Source organism: Bradyrhizobium sp. UFLA03-84 (assembly GCF_002289535.1).
GTDB classification, from domain to species: Bacteria; Pseudomonadota; Alphaproteobacteria; order Rhizobiales; family Xanthobacteraceae; genus Bradyrhizobium; species Bradyrhizobium viridifuturi.
Genome location: NZ_NSJY01000019.1, coordinates 106,402 through 128,239 on the forward strand (window position 1 = coordinate 106,402; position 21,838 = coordinate 128,239).

At 63.2% G+C, this 21,838-nt stretch carries 15 protein-coding genes and 1 pseudogene; 7 read left to right on the forward strand and 9 right to left on the reverse strand.

All coding sequences use genetic code 11. The annotated features are described in order from the left end of the window. Positions 1-301 precede the first annotated feature (301 nt). Positions 302-1,804, forward strand: coding sequence for an ATPase domain-containing protein (locus tag CK489_RS38220; protein WP_095735947.1), 1,503 nt, complete (start codon positions 302-304; stop codon positions 1,802-1,804). After that, complete coding sequence (locus tag CK489_RS38225) at positions 1,797-3,893, forward strand: hybrid sensor histidine kinase/response regulator (protein ID WP_245350710.1); 2,097 nt, start codon at positions 1,797-1,799, stop codon at positions 3,891-3,893. Before CK489_RS38220 ends, CK489_RS38225 begins: the two co-directional genes overlap by 8 nt. 89 nt (positions 3,894-3,982) lie before the next feature. On the opposite strand, the gene CK489_RS38230 is transcribed toward CK489_RS38225, so the two are convergent. Beyond that, positions 3,983-4,993, reverse strand: a complete 1,011-nt coding sequence (locus CK489_RS38230; protein WP_095735948.1) for an Lnb N-terminal periplasmic domain-containing protein — start codon at positions 4,991-4,993, stop codon at positions 3,983-3,985. A 188-nt stretch (positions 4,994-5,181) separates the two neighbouring features. On the opposite strand from CK489_RS38230, the gene CK489_RS38235 reads away from it, so the two are divergent. Continuing rightward, a complete protein-coding gene (locus tag CK489_RS38235; protein ID WP_095736070.1) occupies positions 5,182-6,537 on the forward strand; it encodes a metal-dependent hydrolase family protein in 1,356 nt (451 codons plus the stop codon). Here CK489_RS38235 and CK489_RS38240 read toward each other — a convergent pair. The 6 genes and pseudogenes from CK489_RS38240 to CK489_RS38265 form a co-directional block, all read right to left on the reverse strand. After that, a pseudogene (locus CK489_RS38240) lies at positions 6,500-6,938 on the reverse strand (DUF1501 domain-containing protein); the annotation flags it as partial. The gene CK489_RS38235 and the pseudogene CK489_RS38240 sit on opposite strands and share 38 nt — an antisense overlap. A 14-nt stretch (positions 6,939-6,952) precedes the next feature. Beyond that, positions 6,953-7,660 carry a L,D-transpeptidase gene (locus tag CK489_RS38245; protein ID WP_095735949.1) on the reverse strand — a complete coding sequence of 236 codons (708 nt, stop codon included), beginning with the start codon at positions 7,658-7,660 and terminating at the stop codon, positions 6,953-6,955. 117 nt (positions 7,661-7,777) lie between these two features. Next, on the reverse strand, positions 7,778-8,593 hold the full coding sequence (gene modA / locus CK489_RS38250) for a molybdate ABC transporter substrate-binding protein (protein WP_158226559.1): 816 nt from the start codon (positions 8,591-8,593) through the stop codon (positions 7,778-7,780). 92 nt (positions 8,594-8,685) lie between these two features. Continuing rightward, positions 8,686-9,879 (reverse strand): DUF1501 domain-containing protein, encoded by a 1,194-nt coding sequence (locus CK489_RS38255; protein WP_095735951.1) that lies wholly within the window; start codon positions 9,877-9,879, stop codon positions 8,686-8,688. Positions 9,880-9,894: 15 nt separating this feature from the next. Further along, the gene (locus CK489_RS38260) at positions 9,895-11,439 is read right to left on the reverse strand and encodes a DUF1800 domain-containing protein (RefSeq protein WP_502694171.1); all 1,545 of its coding nucleotides are present in this window, start codon (positions 11,437-11,439) and stop codon (positions 9,895-9,897) included. A gap of 35 nt (positions 11,440-11,474) precedes the next feature. Continuing rightward, positions 11,475-13,784: a caspase family protein gene (locus CK489_RS38265; protein WP_095735953.1), complete on the reverse strand. Its 2,310-nt coding sequence runs from the start codon at positions 13,782-13,784 to the stop codon at positions 11,475-11,477. A 196-nt stretch (positions 13,785-13,980) separates the two neighbouring features. On the opposite strand from CK489_RS38265, the gene CK489_RS38270 reads away from it, so the two are divergent. From CK489_RS38270 to CK489_RS38285, 4 genes are all read left to right on the forward strand, one after another. Beyond that, positions 13,981-14,652 carry a DUF4286 family protein gene (locus tag CK489_RS38270; RefSeq protein ID WP_095735954.1) on the forward strand — a complete coding sequence of 224 codons (672 nt, stop codon included), beginning with the start codon at positions 13,981-13,983 and terminating at the stop codon, positions 14,650-14,652. Between the two features lie 241 nt (positions 14,653-14,893). Beyond that, positions 14,894-16,693, forward strand: a complete 1,800-nt coding sequence (locus CK489_RS38275) for an FAD-dependent oxidoreductase (protein ID WP_095735955.1) — start codon at positions 14,894-14,896, stop codon at positions 16,691-16,693. Next, on the forward strand, positions 16,663-18,510 hold the full coding sequence (locus tag CK489_RS38280) for a 2-oxoacid:acceptor oxidoreductase subunit alpha (protein ID WP_021082265.1): 1,848 nt from the start codon (positions 16,663-16,665) through the stop codon (positions 18,508-18,510). The genes CK489_RS38275 and CK489_RS38280 overlap by 31 nt, the downstream gene beginning before the upstream one ends. Further along, complete coding sequence (locus CK489_RS38285; protein WP_050422489.1) at positions 18,507-19,562, forward strand: 2-oxoacid:ferredoxin oxidoreductase subunit beta; 1,056 nt, start codon at positions 18,507-18,509, stop codon at positions 19,560-19,562. The genes CK489_RS38280 and CK489_RS38285 overlap by 4 nt, the downstream gene beginning before the upstream one ends. On the opposite strand, the gene CK489_RS38290 is transcribed toward CK489_RS38285, so the two are convergent. Next, the gene (locus CK489_RS38290) at positions 19,554-20,114 is read right to left on the reverse strand and encodes an STM3941 family protein (protein WP_095735957.1); all 561 of its coding nucleotides are present in this window, start codon (positions 20,112-20,114) and stop codon (positions 19,554-19,556) included. The two genes, CK489_RS38285 and CK489_RS38290, sit on opposite strands and share 9 nt — an antisense overlap. Positions 20,115-20,417: 303 nt before the next feature. Further along, on the reverse strand, positions 20,418-21,608 hold the full coding sequence (locus CK489_RS38295) for an ABC transporter substrate-binding protein (RefSeq protein ID WP_095736071.1): 1,191 nt from the start codon (positions 21,606-21,608) through the stop codon (positions 20,418-20,420). Between the last annotated feature and the right edge of the window lie 230 nt (positions 21,609-21,838).

Consider the following 21,838-nt stretch of genomic DNA (forward strand, 5'->3'; position numbering starts at 1 on the left):
GCTGGCTCGATGAAGCGGAAATGTTCCGCAATTGCCGAAAATAATGGTCGAAATAGAGTTCCTTGTCCTAGGGAGCCAATCGCCGGCGCGCGCGTTCTGTTCCAGGAACACAGGTGAAAGACAGAAGCATGGGTTTGGACAGGATCGTCTTCTCTGACCTACCAACAGAGACGATGGTTATGTTCACTAGTGAACATTTTTATCAACGGCGGGCGATCTACTGCAGCAGTAGCCTTGTTGTCTCACATTGTTCGCCGCTTCGTGCAGAACGATAAAGATTGAGCCTATTACCGAACGCGCCATGGATCACACACGCAATCGCATTTCGACCGGCAACGCCGGTCTGGACTATGTCCTTCGCGGAGGCTTGCCGCGCAACCGCTTGTACCTTGTCGAGGGAACGCCCGGTTCAGGCAAAACAACGCTCGCGCTCGAATTTCTCCAAGATGGTCAATCCAGGAACGAGCGCGGGCTCTACATCACTTTGTCGGAAACCAAGGAAGAGCTAGAAGTCGTCGCGGCCTCGCATGGTTGGGATCTAGGCGGAATTGATATTTTTGAACTGAGCGCCGCCGACGAAGTTCTCGGCCCAGGCAGAGATCAGTCGATACTCCATAGCTGGGAGATCGAGCTTGGAGAGACAATCAAGCTCATCAAGACGCAAGTGGAGAGGATCAAGCCGACCAGGGTCGTATTCGACAGCCTTTCCGAGATGCGGCTGCTCGCCCAGGATCCACTGCGGTATCGGCGGCAGCTTCTCCTTCTGAAGCAATTCTTCTCCGGTCTCAGTACAACCGTCTTGCTGGTGGACGACTTCACTGGGTCGGGCGGCGGTTTGGACAATCACTTACATAGCCTTTGCCATGGCGTCATTACCCTGTCACGGCTGACGCTGGACTTTGGCGCGGCACGGCGACGGCTTCAGGTTCAAAAACTTCGAGGCGTCGATTTCATCGCCGGCTTCCATGATTTCGTCATTCGGCGAGGCGGCTTGGACATTTTTCCTCGACTGGTCGCAGCTGAGCATGGAATCGAGCGCTCGAACGAACTCGTTCCCAGCGGCATACCGGAACTTGATGCGCTACTGAACGGCGGTCCTACGCGCGGCACAGGAGTTCTCATCACCGGACCTTCCGGCGCAGGAAAGACAACTCTCGCGCTGCAATACCTTGCTGCCGCTTGCGAGAGAGGAGAGAAGGTGACGGTCTATCAATTCGACGAGCGTATCGACACCCTTCTCGCACGCGCGGAAGCAATGGGCCTCAACCTTGGGGCGTGCATCGAGAAGGGGCAGCTTGTCGTTCGGCAGATCGACCCGGCCGAGATTTCGCCAGGCGAGTTCGCTGCCGACGTTATGAAGGAAGTTGAACAACGCTCCGTCAAGATCCTTATGATCGACAGCCTCAGCGGCTACGTCGCCGCCATGCCGCAGGAGCAGCAACTCGTTCTGCAGCTTCACGAACTCCTGTCCTACCTCAGCCAGTCGGGCGTCCTGACTCTGTTGATTAACGCCCAAAGCGGCTTCTTCGGAAACATGCAGACAAATGGTTTGGACGTTTCTTATCTGGCAGACACCGTCATCCTTCTGCGGTTCTTCGAGGCTGCAGGACGTATCCGGAAGGCCATCTCCGTCGTCAAAAACCGCTCCGGAAAGCACGAAGACACGATCCGCGAGATGCGCATCGACGACAGAGGCGTGAGGGTCGGCGAGCCTCTCTCGGAGTTCAAGGGCGTCTTGACCGGAACACCGGAATACACGGGCGCAACCAATCCCCTAATGGAAGATCGCGGTTCAGGTGCATAGGACAGCCGCTGAAGGCCATCGCGTCCTGATCATCGCCCCTTACGGCCGCGATGCGGACAGCGTATCGGCACTACTGATGTCTCACGGCTACGATACGAAGATTTGCGAGACCTTCAACGAGCTCGCGCCACTCGTCGATGCGCACGCGGGCGTCATTCTGATCACCGAGGAAGCACTCCGCGAAGACGCGTCGACGCTGGAATCCGCATTGACGGCACAACCCGCGTGGTCGGACATTCCGTTCATTCTGCTGTCCGGCCGACGAGCAGGGCGCGAGCGTCCGAATGAAGCCGTCCGCCGGAAATTGCCGCCAAACGCCACGAATGTGGTCTTGCTCGAGAGGCCGCTAAGCAGCGAATCCCTGCTGAGTACGATCACATCGGCTATGCGGGCGCGACAGCGACAATTTTTGATGCGCGATCAACTTGCGGAATTGGACACGCAGCGGGCCAGCTTGAGGACGCTTCTCGACAATCTCCCGGTCGGGGTCGTATTTCTTGACAAGACGGGAACTGGTCTGGTCTCCAACCCGGCATTCAGACGCTTTTCCAAGTCTGGCAAAAGCCCCGCTTTCGACCCCACAGCGGAGCATGAATGGCTTGCGCAGGACAGCGACGGCTCCCCGCTCTCGCGAAACCGTTTCCCGAGCGCGCGTGCGCTGCACGGCGAATATGTGACCGGGGTCGAATTTCTCTACACGGGCTTGGCGGAGGGACCAATATGGACCCGCATCAGCAGCGTCCCGATCTTGAGAGAAGACGGCGCGATCATGGGTGCGATAAGTGTCGTCGTCGACATCAACGAGCAAAAGCTTGCGCAGCAAAGGTTGGCGAAGGCCGCCGAGACGCTCGAGTTGCAGGTGGCCGAACGTACCGCGGAGCTTGAAAAGGCCTTGTCCGATCTCCGTAGGGAGACGGCAGAGCGGTCGCGGGCAGAATCCGCGCTGATCCAAGCTCAAAAAATGGAAGCTGTCGGCCAGCTCACTGGCGGCATTGCGCACGACTTCAACAACATGCTCACCGGCGTCATCGGCGCGATCGATTTGATGAAACGGCGCATTGCATCGCATCGGCTCGACGACTTGAATCGCTTCATGGACGCGGCGAGTACATCGGCGCACCGGGCTGCCAATCTGACATCACGACTTCTCGCCTTCTCGCGCCGGCAATCTCTCGACAGCAAACCGACCGATATCAATGCTCTCGTCCGGTCGCTCTCGGACCTGCTGCATCACACTGTGGACGAGAATATCTCGATCGCCATCCAAACCAACGAGGACGTGCCCGCCGCCATAGTGGATGCCAATCAGCTTGAGAACGCGATCCTTAACCTCGCCATCAACGCGCGAGACGCGATGCCTAACGGAGGCAAGCTTACCGTCGAGACCGCTGCAATTGACCTCGACGCGACATATTCAAGGGCTCGACCAGGCATTTCGCCCGGCCGCTACGTGGTCGTGGCAGTTTCGGACACCGGCGTCGGAATGACGCCGGACGTGATCGAAAAGGTCTTTGATCCTTTCTTCACGACAAAGCCGGTGGGGCAAGGTACCGGTCTCGGTCTATCGATGGTCTACGGGTTTGCGCGGCAGTCGAACGGCCAAGTCCGGATCCATTCGACGCCCGGCCAAGGCACCTCCGCGAAGATCTACCTGCCGGCTGCGGATCAAGGGGCGATCGAGACTACCGTCCAGCATGAAGCGTCTCCGCAAGGAACCGGTCAGCCCGTTCTGCTTGTCGAAGACGACCCTTCGGTTCGTCTTCTCATCGGCGAACTGCTATCGGAGCTGGGTTACCGAACGATCGAAGCACCTGATTCCGACTCCGCAATCAAGCTGCTGGAAAGCGGTCGTCCGATAGACATGATGATTTCCGACGTTGGACTGCCCGGCATGAACGGCCGGCAACTCGCTGAAGTCGCTCGCAAGCATCACCCGAAGGTGCCGATCCTATTCGTCACGGGCTATGCCGCAAACGCCGCCATTCGAGCTGGCTTCCTCGGAACAAACATGGCGATGATAAGCAAGCCCTTTCAGATCGAAGAACTAGCGGCAAAAATAGGTGAGATGCTGTCCCAGACACTGCGTTAGCTTGTGCGACGCGTCGATCCGGACGCGTCAGGTCGAGAACGTCGGTGCAAGCAAGAGAAACGCTGCGTCATGTCGCGAGCGGCTTTTCATCAACGCGGCGGCAGGGAAGCTCTGATCCGCTCCGAGAAATCGGGCGCGCCGTCGGCTGCCTGTGCGGCCAGGTTGATCAGGGAGCGTTGCCGCAATTCATCGAACGACACGTCCGTGTTGATCCGGCCCGATTGATACAGGTAGCTGTCGATCAGGCCGTTGAGAAGATGACGGATGTCGAGCCTTCCGCCGCGTCCCGCCGCATTGGCGTAGCGTACGATGTTGATCGTGCAGCTATTGGTCAACAGATGATAGAATTCCGGGTGATCGGCGAGCTGGTTGATGCGCTCCAGGTAAACCAGCAACAGGCGGCGCGCGTCGCCGGCGGATGAATTGAGGCGATAAAGATAGGTCGGCTCGTTGCGATGGTTGGTCCGCACGCCAACGAGGTCGCGCTCGGTGCCCACCACGTAAATCAATTCGAATTGCTTGAACATGGATGCGATGGGAGCAAAACCTTCGCCGATCTCTGGGCGCGTCTCGATCGAGATGGTCAGCGGCGGCACATTGTCGAACATGAAGCTCAGAAACGTGTGCCCAACTGGCCCTTCCATAAAGTAGGAAACGTAGAAATCGATAGCTTTTAGGTGTGACAGCTGCACCTCGCGCTCTTCGTAACGCACCGTGAAATCGTTGCGCGAGCGATAGTCGAAATCGCGCACGCCGGTGAACCGCACACGGTCGCCGTCGATGAACGCCCGCGGCATGACAGCCACTTCCGGGCGCCAATGACGATCATTTGACGGGGGAATGGCGATCCACCATCCGACGATGCCGAAAAACAGCGCGGCCACCACTGCGGACATGCTGCGCCGTTGCGACGGCCACAGCCCCCATACCGCAAATAGCGCGAAAGCCGCCGCAAGCGCCAGGCGTGCCCAGGCCCACGGCAGGTTGGAATAATACACGGCCAGCGTGGCCCACGTGACAGACAGGGCCTTCACCAGAAAGCCGATGATTGCAATCAGCCGGTCGGCGATTCGAGTTAGAAATCCGACAAGTGCACTCATTGGCGTCCTTGGCATCGGGGCGCTTACATCGCGGCGGACGGCGCGAGCGTACACGCATTGAACTTCACTTGTTAGACCCGCTCTGGTAGCATTGATGCCTGCGCGACGGTCCGCAAATGGCGACCGTCCAGATGCGACACTGTTACACGCGGCGCTCAATGCTGGATTCCATCCGCGAGGTATCTGCGATGGTTGCCATATCCTTGCGAGCCTTTCGTGCCACGCTTCCGCTTCTAGCTCTCGGTCTGGCGCCCGCGGTCTGCGCTCAGGGCACTCCGCCGGCGCCCATCAGCACGACGTTATTTCAGAATGTGCGCATCTTCGACGGCAAGGGCAGCTCGCTCTCGGCGCCGTCAAACGTCCTTGTAAGAGGCAACATCATCGAGCAAATCTCGGCGACGCCGATCACCGCCGAGCCCGGTAGCACCGTGATCGCCGGCAACGGGCGGACGCTGATGCCCGGCCTGATCGACAACCATTGGCACGCGATGCTGATCCGTACCAATCCCGTTCAGGCGATGGGCGACGTCGGCTTCAACAACATCGCCGCCGGCGTCGAGGCGACCGACACATTGATGCGGGGTTTCACAACGATCCGCGACCTCGGCGGCCCGACCTTCGGCCTGAAGGACGCCATCGACCAAGGATTGATCGCCGGACCGCGCATCTATCCCTCGGGCGCGATGATCACCGTGACCAGTGGACACGGCGATTTCCGCCAGTTATCCGATTTGCCGCGGACGATCGGCGGCATGCTGACGCGCATGGAACAGGTCGGAGGCAGTATGATCGCCGACAGTCCAGACGAAGTCCGCGTGCGCGTCCGCGAGCAACTCATGCAGGGCGCTTCCCAGATCAAGCTAACGGCCGGCGGCGGTGTCTCCTCGCCCTTCAGTCCGATCGACGTGTCGACCTTCACGGAGGCGGAGCTGCACGCCGCGGTCGAGGCGGCCGAGAACTGGGGGACTTACGTCGCGGTGCATGCATTCACCCCCGAGGCGATCCAACGGTCGATCGCAGCCGGGGTGAAATGCATCGAGCACGGCTTCTTGATGGACGAGGCGACTGCGAAACTGATTGCGGACAAGGGCGTGTGGCTCAGCACGCAGCCGCTTCCCGAAGAAATGCGAACCGGCCTGGCGGCGGGATCGGTGCAGCGCGCAAAGGCCGATGAAGTCTGGCCCGGCATCACCAGGACCTACCAACTGGCAAGGAAATATAAGATCAAGACGGCATGGGGCACCGACGTTCTGTTCTCCGGGGCATTGGCTAAGCGGCAAGGCGCGATCCTCGCTTCACTCACCCGCTGGTACACGCCGAGCGAAGCGCTGGTCATGGCGACGTCGACCAACGCCGAATTGCTGGCTTTGTCCGGCAAACGCAATCCGTATCCCGGCAAGCTCGGGGTCGTCGAGCAGGGCGCGCTGGCCGACCTTCTATTGGTCGACGGCAATCCGCTCGAAAATATCGATTTGGTCGCCGACCCTGCCAAGAACTTCAAGGTGATCATGAAGGACGGCAAAGTCTACAAGAACGCGAGTTGAAGCGGCGGCCGCCACTGAAAATTCGGACGTGCTGGAGCAGGCCGGCGAAGAACGCCTTGTAGTAGGTCAGCACAGGAAAATCGCGGTTCTGGAACAGCGTCGCCTGCGCGACCTGGACCTGCTCGCCGGCCATGCGGCCGCCGTTGCCTCGCCCATCACCCAATAGACGCTGCCATGGCCATGATCGGTGCCGCGGTCGCCGCTTTCGCGGAAGGTGCAACCGAACTCGGAGATCACGACCACGACCGTATCGCGCCACATCTGAGGGCCGATCTCTTCCGAGAAGCCCCATTTGCCGAGATAGCCGGGGTCGCGGCGCCCTGGTTGACGTGGGTGTCCCAGCGTCCGACGTCGACGAAGCCGAGGTTGAACTGCTCGTGCATCAGGCGCCCGGACCGGCGGCCGACGTCGCCACCTATGCCGGCAGCACGATCACCTTCGTCTTGACGGGCGTTCGCGAATAGAGGTCGAGCATGTCCTGGCTGAGGAGGCCGGTACAGCCGCTCGTAATGCCGTTCCCGATCGTTTCGGGGTCGCTGGTGCTATAGATCGTGTAAAGCGTGTACACGCCATTTTGGTAGAGGTAGAGCACGCGGGCGCCGAGCGGATTGTCGAGACCTCCCGGCATGCCGCGGGCATATTTGCCCGCCTCCGGCTGGCGCGCGATCATCTCCTTGGGCGGCGTCCAGGTCGGCCATTCGGCTTTGCGCCCGACATACGCCTCCCCGTTCCACCGGAACCCATCGCGGCCGACATTGGCGCCATAGCGGGTTGCGTTTCCCTCACCTTCGATGCGGTAGACATAGTACTTGCCGGGATCGACGATGATCGTACCGGGCGCCTCATTGCTGTCGTAGCGCACTGTCTTTCGGAAATATTTCGGATCGACCTTCCTGACGTCGACCGCAGGGATCGGGAATTTCTCGTCGGGCACGGGCCCGTAGACCTTCTCCGCCTCGGCCAGACTCATGTAGTCGGATGCGCAACCAGCCAGGCCAAGCGCGGCGAAACCGGCAGCGGAGCCGAACAGAAACGCCCGGCGGTTGACAAGGCGCGACCGATGACTAGGCAGAGCCCCCTCACCCATCGCGCCGGCGTCGGCAATTCCACGGTCCATCAACATGATTTCGGATTTCCCCTTGTCCCGTCGTACGCCCGGAGAAGACTTTGGCATACCGCAGGAAGGTGGAGAAAAGGTTCTTCGTCAGCCGGGGTTGAAAATCTCCTTGACGAAAACGCCCTAGGCCGGGTCCATTCCCTTGGACTTGAGCACGGCGGAACCGGCCGGACCGGTGAGGAACTCGATCAGCGATCTGGCCGCTGCCGGATCCTTGCTCGTGGACCCGATGCCGACCGCGAAGACGATCGCGCTGTTCAAATCACCGGGCAGAGGGCCGACCACCTGAGCCCCTGGAACCGCGGCAATTTCCGAGGCCTGTGCGACACCCATTTCGACTTCGCCCTTGGCGACGAGTTCGCCTGCTTCGGCACCCGGCACCAGGACCGTCTTGGATTTCATCTGGTCGGCGATGCCGAGACGCTCAATCACCTTGGCGAAATAGATGCCACTGGCACCGCCCTTCGCTGGATCGGCGTAGGAGATCGATTTGGCGGCGAGAAGCGCAGCCTTCAGTTTCTCCACCGTGCTGATGTCGGGCTTGGGCGCACCGGTATGTACCCCGACGGCGACATAAGACCTGCCCACGTTGACGATGCTGCCCTCGGCAACCTTGCCCTGGGTCAGCAGACCCTCGAGGGCAGCGCGCGACAGGATCATCACATCTGCGGTTTCGCCCGCCTCGATCCGCTTCTTCAGATCGGCGATCGTGCTGTAGACGACGATCAGCTTGTTGCCGCTGCCGCTCTCGAACTTCGGGATCAGTTCGCCGAGTGTAGGGGTGAGCGCGACCGTGCTCATGACCTTGACGTCGGCGGCATGCGCGGCGGGTGCTGCCGCTCCCAGAGCTAACAGGAACGCCGCCGCAAGGGCGGCCTGTCGCGAGAAAAACCGTCCCATCATGGCCTTCTTGCCTCCCAGTTGGCTGATCCCAAGCATAACCGAAGCGGGACGGCGTCGCCCGAGTGGCCTGGACCGGTTCGCCCACCATGCCGGCATGGCGTTGGTTTCAATATTTTGGCAGCGCCCCTTCAAACCAGGTTCAGGTCCTTCGGCTTGATGCCGGTGAAGATGCGCTCGAGGCTCGCTTGCTGCAGGCCGTAGACGTGCTGGATCAGGCCGGCGAAGAACGCCTTGTAGTCGGTCAGCACGGGAAAATCGCGGTTCTGGAACAGCGTCGCTTGGCTGACCTGGACCTGCTCGCCGGCCATCCGCCCGCCGTTGATGCCGCCGCCCATCACCCAATAGACGCTGCCGTGGCCGTGATCGGTGCCGCGGTCGCCATTCTCGCGGAAGGTGCGGCCGAATTCGGAGATCACGACCACGACAGTATCGCGCCACATCTGAGGACCGATCTCTTCGGAGAAGCCGGCAAGGCCCCGGCCCAGTTCGCCGAGACGATCGGCGAGATAGCCGGTCGCCGCGCCCTGGTTGACGTGGGTGTCCCAGCCGCCGACGTCGACGAAGCCGAGGTTGAACTGCTCGCGCATCAGCCGGCCGATCCGCCGCGCCGACAATTCGAAGCCGCGCGGCGACACCGCGCCGCGGTTGGCCGCCATCATCTCCTCGGAGACCGACTTGTAGACGTCGTCGCGAACGCGAAAACCCTCCGACACCGAATTGGCGAGATCGCCCTTCCCGTACATCTCCCTGATCAACCGCGCCTGGCGGTCGTCGACGCCGGGCTTGCTGACGCTGGCGATGCCGATGTTCGGGATCTGGTTCTGGCCGCGGAAGATCAGCGGCAGCTGGTCGGTGAAGGAGATCGGCTTCACCCGCGTCAGTTCGGTCGCGAGCCGGCTCATGAAGCCGGACCGGTAGTCGCGGCTGCCGCCGACCGTCTGCCCGAGCTCGATCGTGTCCTGGGTCTCGAAATGGCTGCGCGAGAGGTCATCGCTGGTGCCGGCGAACGGGACGAAGGCGATCTCGCGCTTGGCCCACAGCGGATAGATCGAATCGCGCAGCGCCGGATGCAGCCCCCACCCGGCGTCGAGCGCCAGCGCCGCATTCGGATTGCCGGCATCGGGCCGCGCCACCGCGAGCGTCGGGCGCGAGGCGTAGTAGAACTCGCTGCCGACCGGCACGACCACATTGGCGGCGTCGTAGGCGCCGCGCAGGAACACCACCAGCAGACGCGCGTCGGTGGCGGGCGCCGCCCAGACCCGGCCGGCGAGGGTGAGCGAGGTGGAAGCGGCGAAGGCCTTGAGCAGTTCGCGGCGGTTCATTGTCGAACCTCCCTTTCAGTGCATGAACTCCGGTGACGACAGAAACAGCGTGTTCCAGTCCTGCGGCGAGACCGCCTGGTCGAGCGTGGCGAGCGTGGTCGGGCTCAGCGTCTGCCTGATGTTGCTGAAATAGAGGCCGTTCATCACAAGCGGAAACGCCGGCTGGTCGACTGCATTGGGCTCGTTCGGCTTGAACAGCCCGGCCGATCCCGAGCCGATCGCGCGCGCGATCTCGAAGCGCAGCATCATCTGGCCTGGACCGTTCCAGGCCGCAGACAGCATCGAATAGCCGTCGGGGGTCTCGTGGTTGAACAGGCCCTCGGACAGGCGATTGAGCCAGCCCTGGATCGGCAAGGTATTGAGGATCACCTTGTTGTCGTAGGCGAGCCGCACCGACGACATCACGTAGAGCACCGGGTCCTTGAACTTGGCGCCGCCCTTCACGCTCGCAGTGAATTCCGGCGCATGAACCAGCGTCGACATCACGGCCGCGATATCGCCGTCGGTCTTCTGGAAGGTCTGCGCCATCTGCTGCACCAACGCGGGCGGCGGATTGTCGGACACGAAATAGGTCGCAAGCTGCTTTGCGATATGCGTGGCAGTCGCGGGATGACGGCACAGGATGTCGAGGGCCTCATCGACCTCGGCGAGGCCGCGGCCCTTGATCTGATGGCCCAAGAAAGCCTTGTCGCCGAAATCGTGCCGCGCCGGGTTGAACTCGAACGCGCCCTCACGGACCAGCTGGGATTGCTGCTCGGGCTTCAGCTTCGGATCCTCCGACCTGAAGTCGATGCCGACGCCGGTCAGGATCCGCGCCAAGGCCTCGACGTCGGCCTGGGTGTAGCCGGAGCCGACGCCCATGGTGTGCAGCTCCATGATCTCGCGGGCGTAGTTCTCATTGACGTGGCCGGCCGCGTTGTCGGCGTTGTCGAGATAACGCAGCATCACCGGATGATGCAGCGTCGCCGACAGCAGGTTGCGGAATTTGCCGAGCGCGTTGGCGCGGATCGCGCGGTCCTCGTAGTCGCCGACCAAGACGCGGATGTTGGCCTTGTACTGGTGGACGTTGAAGTGGTTGAACCAGAACCAGGTCAGGCGTTCGCGCAATTGATCGGGCGCATAGAGCGCGTGCAGGATGGTGCGGGCTGCGGCCTGCCTGGCGCGGTCGTTCATGGCCTGCTGATAGACCTGTTGCGCGGCCTTCTTCTGCTCCGGATCGGCGACCTGGTTGGCGGATTTGCCCTGCTGGTCGAACGAGGCCGCAATGTCGAACGGGAAGCGATGCACGTCCGGCATCGCTTCGATCTGCTTCTGGACGGCGGCCGGCAATGCGCTGCCAGCCGGATGCAGCTGCTCCTGCAGCCAGCGCTCGGTGCCGACCTCGCGCAGATGCGCCGCGCTGGAGGCGTTGACGCCCCAGGTCAGGCGGTCGAGCAGCGCGATGTCCTGCGCCGCGAGTTCGGCCGCCCGCGCCGGCTGGTGGAACGCCACCAGCCCCGCGATCGTGCCGATCATCAATTTCGCGACTGTCCGCAATCCGAGTGTGGCCGTGATGCTCATCTGGGCTGACCTGCTCGGCTCATGCTGTCATGCCCTCAGTGTTTGCATTTGCCGGGAGGACATGCCGGCGCGGCTCGGGCGGGTGCTGCGGGCCTTGGCGGGGGCGCTGCCATCCGCGGCGGCGGTGCTGCGCGCTGCGCCTGCATCGCCGGCCGCGGTGGCGGCGGCGGCGGCGCTGCGCGGGGGACCGGTGCCGGCGCCGGGCGCGGCGCAACGGCTGCAGCGCGCGGCGGCGGAGGCGCGGCCCGTACCGGCGCAGGCCGGGAAACCGGCGGCGGCGATACCGCGGCATGCGCGGGTGCCGAACGCATAGTCGGCGTCGTCCGTGCCGGTGTCGCGCGGCTCGCCGGCGTTGGCGCTGTTGCGGGCTTCACGTTGGCGGTCGGCGCGGTTGCGGCATGCGAGAGCGGTTGCTGCCTCCCGGGCTTGCCGGCGGTCGCGGGCGCGGCCGGCGCGTTCGCCGTGGGGGCTGCGCCGGGCTTGGTTGGCGGCGCCGGTTGCGCGTTGGCGGGCGCCATGGCTGTCGCCGGCTTGCCAGGTGTCACCGCGTTCGGCTTTGCGCCGGGCTGTGCTGTCCCAGGCTGCGCGGCGCCGGGTTGTGCGGCGCCCGGCTGCACGGCGCCATGCTGCTGCGTGGCGGTGGGCGGCGCGGTCGCCGACTGCGGCAGCGGCGGTCCATTCTTCGCGCCCGGCAGAGTGTGCGCACCCGGCGCGCCCATCGCGTTCGGCGTGGTGGCTGCGTTCGGAGCAGCGCCAGGGGCTCCCATGGCCGCGCCCTGTGCCGGCGTCACGCCTTGCGGACCGCCCGGCCGTGCCAGATTGGCCCGCTGCATCGCCGCGGCCGGCAGTTGCGGTGCCGCCGTGACCGGCGCACCGCCCATCGCCGCCGTCACCCCGGCCGCATGAAGCTGCGCCGGCGTCGGGTTGGGATTGTTGATCACCGTATTGATGACCGTCGTGTTGTGGATGTTGTTGAACACGATGTTGTTCTGCGGCGGCACCACATAGGCCGGCGCGGCGACATAGGCCGGCATCGCCACGAAGAACGGCGTCGGCAGCACGAACAGGCCGATCGGCGGCGGCGGTGGCGGCAGCACCACGAAGTCCGGCGGCGGCGGCGGCAGGAAGAATACCGGCGGCGGTGGCGGCGGCGCGAAGGCGAACACCGGGTCGCTGTAATAGAGCACCGGCCGGTCGACATAGACGATCTCGTCGGGCGGCGGCGGCGGCACGTCGTAGTCGAGCGCCGTGAACTGCGGCGGCGGCTCCAGCGCGGCCGACAGATAGGCGAGCCGGCGGCGGGCATCGTAGGCATGCGGCCCGCGCGGGTAGCGTCGCAGATACGACCAATACGCATCGGGCGTGTCGGCGCTGTAGGTGCGCCGCCAGGTGATGGCCTCGCGCCGCGCCGCCACGATCGCGCGCACCCGCTTGGCCAGCGGATCGGTCGGATAGGCCTGCAGGTAATCCTCGTAGCCTTGCAGCGTGTCGCGCTCCAGCGCCGCCGCATAGGCATCCTGCGCCGGGAAATCGCGGATCGGCTTGGTGCGCAGTCCGGCATCGACCTGCTGCGGCGGCGCGTCCGGCTTGCGCTCGAAGAACATGAAGGGCGAGTCGACCTTCTGCGCATTCCACGGGATCTCGGCGCCCTTGGTCATTTCGTTGACGCGCAGGCGAACGCGGTCGAACACTTCGGGCAAGGTCAGGCCGCCGGCGCGGATCATTTCCGCCAGCGCCTGCGCATAGGGCCCGTAGGGCGGCGCGCCGTCGGGGGCGACGGTGCCGGGTGCGGAGTTGAAGGCGATCAGCATCTTCGGATCAGGATCGACCAGCGCGAGGCCGCCGGCCAGCGGCTGGCCGTCCTTGGCAAAGGAATTGCTGCGCGCTGCATCGAGCACGATCACGCCGGCCTTGATCGGCAGTGCCGAGAGTTGATGGCTGTAGTCGGAGATGCGGATCGCCTCGACCGGCACGTCAGTGTCGCGGGCAATCTTGGCGTCGACCGGCACGAAATAGTTCTCGCCGGTGAGCTGCACGCCATAACCGGCGAGATAGACGAAGGCGACGGCGTTGGGGCCCGCGTCCTGCACCTTCTGGATGAAATCGCGGAACGACTTGCGCAGCGTCTCGCTATCGAGATCGCGCGCCCCGATCACATCGAAGCCGGCGGCTTGCAACGTCTGCGCCACCAACCCGGCATCGTTCGCGGCGGTCTGCAGCGCGCCGGCCTGATAGGCGCCGTTGCCGACCACGAGCGCGAGACGCTTTTCCTGATCCTCCGCATGGACGGGAAGTGACGCGAGCGACACCAGACCCACGATCAATGCCCACAGAATGCGCGCCATAGTGGTCGTCCCTTTTCTTCTCTGGAGTTGGCGTAACGGATGGAAATGCTACTTCCGTGAATGCGCGCTGAACAGGATTGCGGCAATTGTGGCAATCCTTGGTCTGCACGGTCTCGGGCACCTCGGAACCGGCTTCCCCGGCCCGCACCGGTCGGCGATATTGTACAGATAAAACAAGGCAAAGAAGGAGCACCCGATGCCAATCGCCGGACAAGGCATGCTGCTGACCTCGATGGATATCGACAGCTTACACGAAGCTGAATTCAACCGCTGGTACGACCGCGAGCATCTCGAAGAACGTGTCGCGATCGACGGATTCGCGGAGGCCCGCCGCTACGTCGCCCATGACGGCAAGCCGAAATATCTCAGCCTCTATTCCACCGCGACCTTCGACGTGCTCGAGAGCCCGGCCTACCGCAAGGCGCTCGCCAACCAGACCGACTGGTCGAAGACCAACATCGCGCGCTTCCAGAACATGATCCGCGGGGTGGCGCGCATCACGATCAGCCGCGGCGTCGGCCGGGGCGCCGCGCTCGGCATCATCCGCCTCCGTCCGCCGGCCGAAGGAGCGGACAGGCTCCGCGCTGCATTGCGAGAGCAACTCGATCCCGCCGCGCGCGACGGCATCATCTCGATGCATCTTCTGGAGAACGATCCCGTGCTGTCGAAGCCGCTCACACCGGACGCCGACAAGGCCGATCCCGGCGCCGGCGACTGGTTCGTCTTGATCGATGCCACCGATGTCGGCGCGGTCCCTGCGGCCGCGGCAGTCATCACCGGCAACGCAGCCTTGAAGCCGCTGGTGGTCACCAGCGGCGTCTATCGATTGCTGTGGGATATCGTGAAGAGCGATCTTCCGCGCTGCTAGCAATGCGGATTGGCGGTGCGCACATGCTGCACCGCCACATAACGCAATCGAGATTAACGCTACACGCGTATCAGCCGCGCGAAAGCGGATGATCGGACAATTTAGCCTTTGCCTTCTCTGGAACGGCTCTAATAAGATAAGCCTATGATCCAATTCAAAAACCAGAACAACGCCACGTGAGCGTTCGTCGTCAACGATAAGGCCGCGCGGGTAGGCATTTTCGCGCGGGTCAAAGGTAGGAATGAAACCGACTGATATCTCGGCGCCGGATTACTTTCATAAAGTAGTCGATTGCCAATGGGCCTGTCCCGCACACACCCCTGTTCCCGAGTACATCCGGTTGATTGCTGAGGGGCGTTACAGCGACGCCTACATGATCAATTGGAAGTCCAACGTGTTCCCCGGGATTCTCGGGCGCACCTGTGACCGTCCGTGCGAGCCGGCGTGCCGCCGCGGCCGGGTCGAGGACAATCCGGTCGCGATCTGCCGCCTGAAGCGCGTCGCCGCCGACTTCAAGGACGACATTAAGCATCGGCTGCCGAAGCCGGGGCCGAAGAACGGCAAGCGCATCGCGTTGGTCGGCGGCGGCCCCGCCTCGCTTGCGGTGGCGCGCGATCTCGCGCCGCTCGGCTATCACTGCACCGTGTTCGACGGCGATCCCAAGGCTGGCGGCATGATGCGCAGCCAGATTCCGAAATTCCGCCTGCCCGACAGCGTGATCGACGAGGAGACCGACTACGTCCTCAACCTCGGTGTCGAATTCAAGGGCGGCCAGCGCGTCGACAGCCTGAAGCAACTGCTCTCCGAGAACTACGACGCGATCTTCGTCGGAAGCGGCGCGCCGCGCGGCCGCGAGCTCGACATTCCCGGCCGCAATGAGGCCGGCGCCAACATCCATATCGGCATCGAGTGGCTCGCCAACGTGTCGTTCGGCCATGTCGACAAGATCGGCCGCCGCGTCATCGTGCTCGGCGGCGGCAACACCGCTATGGATTGCTGCCGCACCGCGCGCCGCCTCGGCGGCGAGAGCGTCAAGGTGGTGGTCCGCTCCGGCTTCGAGGAAATGAAGGCCTCGCCGTGGGAGAAGGAAGACGCCATCCACGAGGACATCCCGATCCTCAACTACATGGTGCCGGTGGCGTTCAAGCATGTCGCCGGCAAGCTGATCGGCGTCATCTTCCAGAAGGTGCGGGCCGAATACGACGACAAGGGCCGCCGCAACCTGGTGCCATCGGGCGAGCCGGACGAAACGATTCCCTGCGACGATGTGCTCGTTGCGGTCGGCCAGGAGAACGCGTTCCCCTGGATCGAAGCCGATTGCGGCATCGAATTCGACAAGTGGCACATGCCGAAGGTCGACCCCAAGACGTTCGTCTCGACCAATCCGAAGGTGTTCTTCGGCGGCGACGCGGCGTTCGGGCCCAAGAACATCATCTGGGCGGTGGCGCACGGCCATGACGCCGCGCTCTCCATTCACAAGATGCTGTCCGGCGAAGACATCAACGAGCGCCCGCTGCCGGAGGTGCACGTCTCCTCGCAGAAGATGGGCATCCACGAGTGGAGCTACGACAACGACATCTCCGCCGACAAGCGCTTCAAGGTGCCGCATCGCGACAAGGTGGTCGCACTGAAGGACATCCGCGCCGAGGTCGAGCTCGGTTACGACCTCAAGCTCGCGCTCGGCGAAGCGCAACGCTGCCTGAATTGTGACGTGCAGACGGTGTTCGCCGCGCCGCTCTGCATCGAATGCGATGCCTGCGTCGATATCTGTCCGATGGACTGCATCAGCTTCACCGAGAACGGCGAAGAGGATGATTTGCGGCAGCGGCTGAAAGCGCCCTCGCCGCATCACGACCAGGCGCTTTACGTCTCCGGCGACCTCAAGACCGGCCGCGTCATGGTGAAGGACGAAGACGTCTGCCTGCATTGCGGACTGTGTGCCGAGCGCTGCCCGACCGGCGCCTGGGACATGCAGAAGTACCTCATCGATATGGTTCAAGCGGGATCAACATGTCAGTCCAAAGCCCGATCAGCAGCGTAAACGACTTCGTCGTCCGCTTCGCCAACGTCAACGGTTCGGGCTCGGCTTCCGCGAACGAACTGTTCGCGCGCTCGATCCTGCGCCACGGCGTGCCGGTCAGCCCGCGCAACATCTTCCCGTCCAACATCCAGGGCCTGCCGACCTGGTACGAGGTGCGCGTCACCGAGGACGGCCATCTCGGCGCCCGCGGCGGCGTCGACATGATGGTGGCGATGAATCCGCAGACCTGGGACAAGGACGTCGCCTCGATCGAGCCCGGCGGCTATCTGTTCTACGATTCGACCAAGCCGATGCCGTCGTCGAAATTCCGCGAGGACATCACCGTCATCGGCGTGCCGCTGACGGCGATCACCAACTCGACCTACACCGATCCCAGGCAGCGCCAGCTGTTCAAGAACATCATCTATCTCGGCGCGCTCTGCGCCCTGCTCGACCTCGATCCCAAGGTGGTCGAACAGCTGATCGGCGAGCAGTACAAGGGCAAGGAAAAGCTGCTCTCCTCGAACGTCCATGCGCTGCATCTCGGCCGCGACTGGGCGCTGCAGAACTTGAAATGCCCGCTCGGGCTGCGGGTGAAGAAGTCCGACAAGGTCGGTGACCGCATCTTCATCGAAGGCAACAGCGCTGCCGCGCTCGGCGCCGTCTATGGCGGCGCCACCGTGTGCGCCTGGTATCCGATCACGCCGTCATCGTCGGTGGCGGAAGCCTTCACCAGCCACTGCAAGAAGTATCGCCACGATCCCGAGACCGGCAAGGCGAAGTACGCCATCGTGCAGGGCGAGGACGAGCTCGCCTCGATCGGCATCGTGATCGGAGCCTCCTGGAACGGCGCGCGAGCCTTCACGGCGACCTCGGGTCCGGGCATCTCGCTGATGACCGAGTTCATCGGCCTGTCCTATTTCGCCGAGATCCCGGCCGTGATCATGAACATCCAGCGCGCCGGCCCCTCGACGGGTATGCCGACCCGCACCCAGCAATGCGACGTGATCGCCTGCGCCTATGCCTCGCACGGCGACACCAAGCACGTGCTGCTGTTCCCGGAGGATCCGGCGGAGGCATTCGAGTTCGCCGCCGCGGCCTTCGACCTCGCCGAGCGGCTGCAGACCACGATCTTCCTGATGCTCGATCTCGACATCGGCATGAATCACCGGCTGTGCCGCCCGCTGAAGTGGGACGACGCCAAGCAATACGACCGCGGCAAGGTGATGACGGCGGAGATGCTCGAGGAAGGCCGCGACTTCGGCCGTTATCTCGACGTCGACGGCGACGGCATCCCCTATCGCACCTATCCCGGCACCCATCCGACCAAGGGCTCCTACTTCACCCGCGGCACCTCGCGCGACCGCTACGCGCGCTATTCCGAGGAAGGCGCCGTCTACGCCGACAACATGCAGCGCCTGGTGCGCAAGTTCGAGACCGCGCAGGACATGGTGCCGCGGCCGCTGCAGGCCAATGCGGCGAAGCCGACCAAATATGGCGTGCTGTATTTCGGCTCGACCTCGCCGGCGATGGACGAGGCGATCGGGATTTTGGAGGCGCGCGGCCATCAGCTCGACCGCATGCGCATCCGCGCCTTCCCGTTCCACTCCAGTGTCGCGAGCTTCATCGCCGATCACGACTTCGTCTACGTGGTCGAGCAGAACCGCGACGCGCAGCTGCGCCAGCTGATCGTCAACGAGAACGGCATCGACCCCGTCCGCCTGGTGCCGATCCTGCACTATGACGGCACGCCGATCACCGCGCGCTTCATCGCCAACGCGATCGGCGACCACCAGGACCACCTCAAGGTGACCCCTCTCCGCAAGGCCGTGACATGACCTACATTGCAAAGCCGAAGTTTCATCATCCCGGCCTGAAGAAGAACGAGCTGGGCTATACCCATCGCGACTACGAGGGCAAGATCTCGACGCTGTGCGCCGGCTGCGGCCACGATTCGATCACCGCATCGATCATCGAGGCCTGCTACGAGCTCTCGATCGAGCCGCACCGGGTGGCGAAGATTTCCGGCATCGGCTGCTCGTCGAAGACCCCGGACTATTTCCTTGGCAATTCGCACGGCTTCAACTCGGTGCACGGCCGCATGCCGTCGGTCCTGACCGGCGCCAACCTCGCCAACCGCGACCTGATCTATCTCGGCGTGTCCGGCGACGGCGATTCCGCATCGATCGGCTTCGGCCAGTTCGCGCATTCGATCCGGCGCGCCGTCAACATGACCTACATCGTCGAGAACAACGGCGTGTACGGCCTGACCAAGGGCCAGTTCTCGGCGACCGCCGACCGCGGCTCGAAGTCCAAGAAGGGCGTCACCAACACCGACAACGCGATCGATCTGGTTGCGATCGCGCTGCAGTTAGGGGCCACCTTCGTGGCGCGCAGCTTCTCCGGCGACAAGACGCAATTGGTACCCCTGATTGCAGCTGCGATCCGCCACAAGGGCGCATCCTTCATCGACGTGATCAGCCCCTGCATAGCCTTCAACAACCACGCCGGCTCGACCAAGAGTTTTGACTATGTCCGCGAACACAACGACGCGGTGAACCGGCTAGACGTGCTGGTCGGCCGCGAGCCGATCAGCGTCGACTATGCGCCCGGCACCGTGCAGGTGGTCGAGCAGCATGACGGTTCGCGCCTTGCGCTGCGCAAGCTCGACGCCGACTACGATCCGCACGATCGGCTGGGGGCGATGACCTTCCTGCAGAAGCACGCGGCCAAGGGCCAGATCGTCACTGGCCTGCTCTATGTCGATCCGGACGCCGAGGATCTGCACACCCATCTCGACACCGTCGAGACGCCGCTCAACACCATGGACGAGCAGGCGCTGTGCCCCGGCTCAGCCGTGCTGGACAAGATCAACGCCAGCTTACGCTGACGGAAACACGGCCGATTCTGTCTCGCTGCCACGGGCGGCGGCGAGATAGGTGTTGCAGATACTGAGCAACTCCTCGGCGCTGACCGTGAGCATGGTGGCGCTGATCGGGATTCCGTCCAGTCCGAACATCTTGTTGAAGGCCATCGCCGCCTGCAATACGCCGGCCGCGGCGAACCGATCCCTCGCGGCCGGAGTCAGTCTCAGCACAACGTATTTCGAGCTACGAGACTGCCAGGTATCGATTGCTCCCACCGATTGCCAAGGGATGAGATTGAACGACGTTCGAAGGTCCCGGACGCCGTACCGGTTGACGACAAGGACAGTCCTGTTGGGCTGCAGCAACTGCCAGGTAAACATGCAGGTGCCGACCCCGAAGAGCATAAAGCCGCAATAGCCGGCAGCAACGGAGGCATCGGGCGCTTTGAATGGAAGCCAGCCGAACAAAGCGGCCGCGGTCATCACCCAAAACACGACGTTGGTGACCAACAGGCCCAGCGTTTTCCAATAGGAAATGCCGATCTCGACATCGGGAAGGTCTTGGCTAGGCCACATTGCTCGGACCGCGCTACCGACAACCAGGAGTTATCGAACCAAGCACTTACCCGGCATACGTTAAGATCGCATTTCGACGGCTGATCGAAATGTCCCCGTCCGGCTTCACCGCGCCATCCGGATCTGGCGGATCGGCATCGCTCCGTGTCGTCCCTGCGAACGCAGGGACCCATAACCACCGATGCAGATTGTCGAGCTACGCTGGAACGAAGAGTCCCGTTCACAACAGAAGCCACGGCGTATGGGCCCGGCTCCCGTGCGCAATTGCGCACTAGGCAGGGACGACAGCGGAGTTGGTGACCGCTACTTGTCGCTCAGCACGTCGCCGAACAGCGCCCAGGACTTGCCGTCGAACCGCGCCATCTGGATCTGGCGGATCGGCGTCACGTTGTCGGGCTCGGTCTGCACCTTGATGCCGGGCAGCAGCATCGGCAATTCCAGCGCCTTCAGATTGCTCGCCTGCTTGATGATGTTGGCGCGGCTGTAGTCGCCGTTGCAATTCTTCAGCACCGCCGTCATGACCTGCGCGACCGTGTAGCCCTGCACGTTGAACAGATCGCCCGGGCTCGCATTGGGCTGGTACTTCTTCATCCAGGCCGAAAACTCCTGCTGCCCGGTATCGTCGGCCCAGCGCGGATCGGTCGGGTCCTTCAGATAGAGCCCGGTCACGACACCGATGACGTTCTCGAGTCCGGCCGGCTCCAGCACCGCGGAGACCGAGTTGGAGACGGTCGGCAGGATGGTCAGCGGCTTCCAGCCCATGCTCGCCGCCTTGCGCAGCGCTTGCGCGGCGAATTTCGGCGTCGCCTCGGCGAAGAACACGTCCGCGCCGGACTCGCGCATCGTCACCATCTGGGAATCGATGGTCGGGTCCGTCGTGAGGTAGGTGGTCTCGGCGACGATCTGGCCGACATGCTCGCCCAGCCCGTCCTTGAAGCCCCTGAGATAGTCCTTGCCGGCGTCCTCGTTCGGCGTGATGACCGCGATCTTCGCGTCCGGCTTGGTCTTCAGGATGTACTTCGCATAGAGCCTGCCTTCGAGCTCATAGGTCGGATTGAAGCCGACCGTCCACGGGAACTGCTTCGGGTCGTTCCAGCGCGTCGCGCCTGACGACACGAACAGCTGGGGCACTTTCTTGATGTTCAGGTACTTCTGCACCGAGATGTTCGGCGCGGTACCGACCGCGCTGAAGATCGCGAGCACCTCGTCCTGCTCGACCAGCTTGCGGGTCTGCTCCACCGTCTTCGACGGCGAATAGGCATCGTCGAGACTCTCGAACTCGATCTTGCGGCCGTTGATGCCGCCCTGATCGTTGAGCATCTGGAAGTATGCGGCTTCGGCGCGTGCGATGGTGCCGTAGGCGGACGCCGGGCCGCTATAGGGCGCAGTATTTCCAATCTTGATCGCGGAATTGGCTGCAATGGATGACGAGATCGACGCAGCCGTGAGCGCGGTGACGGCGAGAAGGGCCGCCAGGCGGGAGCGAGTTGACAAGAGCATATCCTTTTCTTGGTTTTCTTGACGCGGCGCACCTTATCAATCGCGCCCGCGCAGGCAATCACCAAGGCTGCAGCGAAATTTCCGCAAGCCGGCAATCACGTTCGCGCGCGGAACGTGATGCGGCTTCAAATCCGAAAATGTTGCCGGGATGTTCATGATGTGGGCCTTTGATAGAAATGAAGGTCCACAGAGCGAGACGTGCATTCCACGCAGCGGTCAGCTCG

Bases quoted from the DNA above. Each gene is read 5' to 3' on its own strand.
- CK489_RS38260 (WP_502694171.1), bottom strand. From the start codon at position 11,439: ATGAGCATCACGGCCACACTCGGATTGCGGACAGTCGCGAAATTGATG.
- CK489_RS38230 (WP_095735948.1), bottom strand. From the start codon at position 4,993: ATGAGTGCACTTGTCGGATTTCTAACTCGAATCGCCGACCGGCTGATT.
- modA (WP_158226559.1), bottom strand. From the start codon at position 8,593: ATGCTTGGGATCAGCCAACTGGGAGGCAAGAAGGCCATGATGGGACGG.
- CK489_RS38255 (WP_095735951.1), bottom strand. From the start codon at position 9,879: ATGAACCGCCGCGAACTGCTCAAGGCCTTCGCCGCTTCCACCTCGCTC.
- CK489_RS38275 (WP_095735955.1), top strand. From the start codon at position 14,894: ATGAAACCGACTGATATCTCGGCGCCGGATTACTTTCATAAAGTAGTC.
- CK489_RS38265 (WP_095735953.1), bottom strand. From the start codon at position 13,784: ATGGCGCGCATTCTGTGGGCATTGATCGTGGGTCTGGTGTCGCTCGCG.
- CK489_RS38280 (WP_021082265.1), top strand. From the start codon at position 16,663: ATGTCAGTCCAAAGCCCGATCAGCAGCGTAAACGACTTCGTCGTCCGC.
- CK489_RS38290 (WP_095735957.1), bottom strand. From the start codon at position 20,114: ATGTGGCCTAGCCAAGACCTTCCCGATGTCGAGATCGGCATTTCCTAT.
- CK489_RS38270 (WP_095735954.1), top strand. From the start codon at position 13,981: ATGCCAATCGCCGGACAAGGCATGCTGCTGACCTCGATGGATATCGAC.
- CK489_RS38220 (WP_095735947.1), top strand. From the start codon at position 302: ATGGATCACACACGCAATCGCATTTCGACCGGCAACGCCGGTCTGGAC.
- CK489_RS38245 (WP_095735949.1), bottom strand. From the start codon at position 7,660: ATGTTGATGGACCGTGGAATTGCCGACGCCGGCGCGATGGGTGAGGGG.
- CK489_RS38285 (WP_050422489.1), top strand. From the start codon at position 18,507: ATGACCTACATTGCAAAGCCGAAGTTTCATCATCCCGGCCTGAAGAAG.
- CK489_RS38235 (WP_095736070.1), top strand. From the start codon at position 5,182: ATGGTTGCCATATCCTTGCGAGCCTTTCGTGCCACGCTTCCGCTTCTA.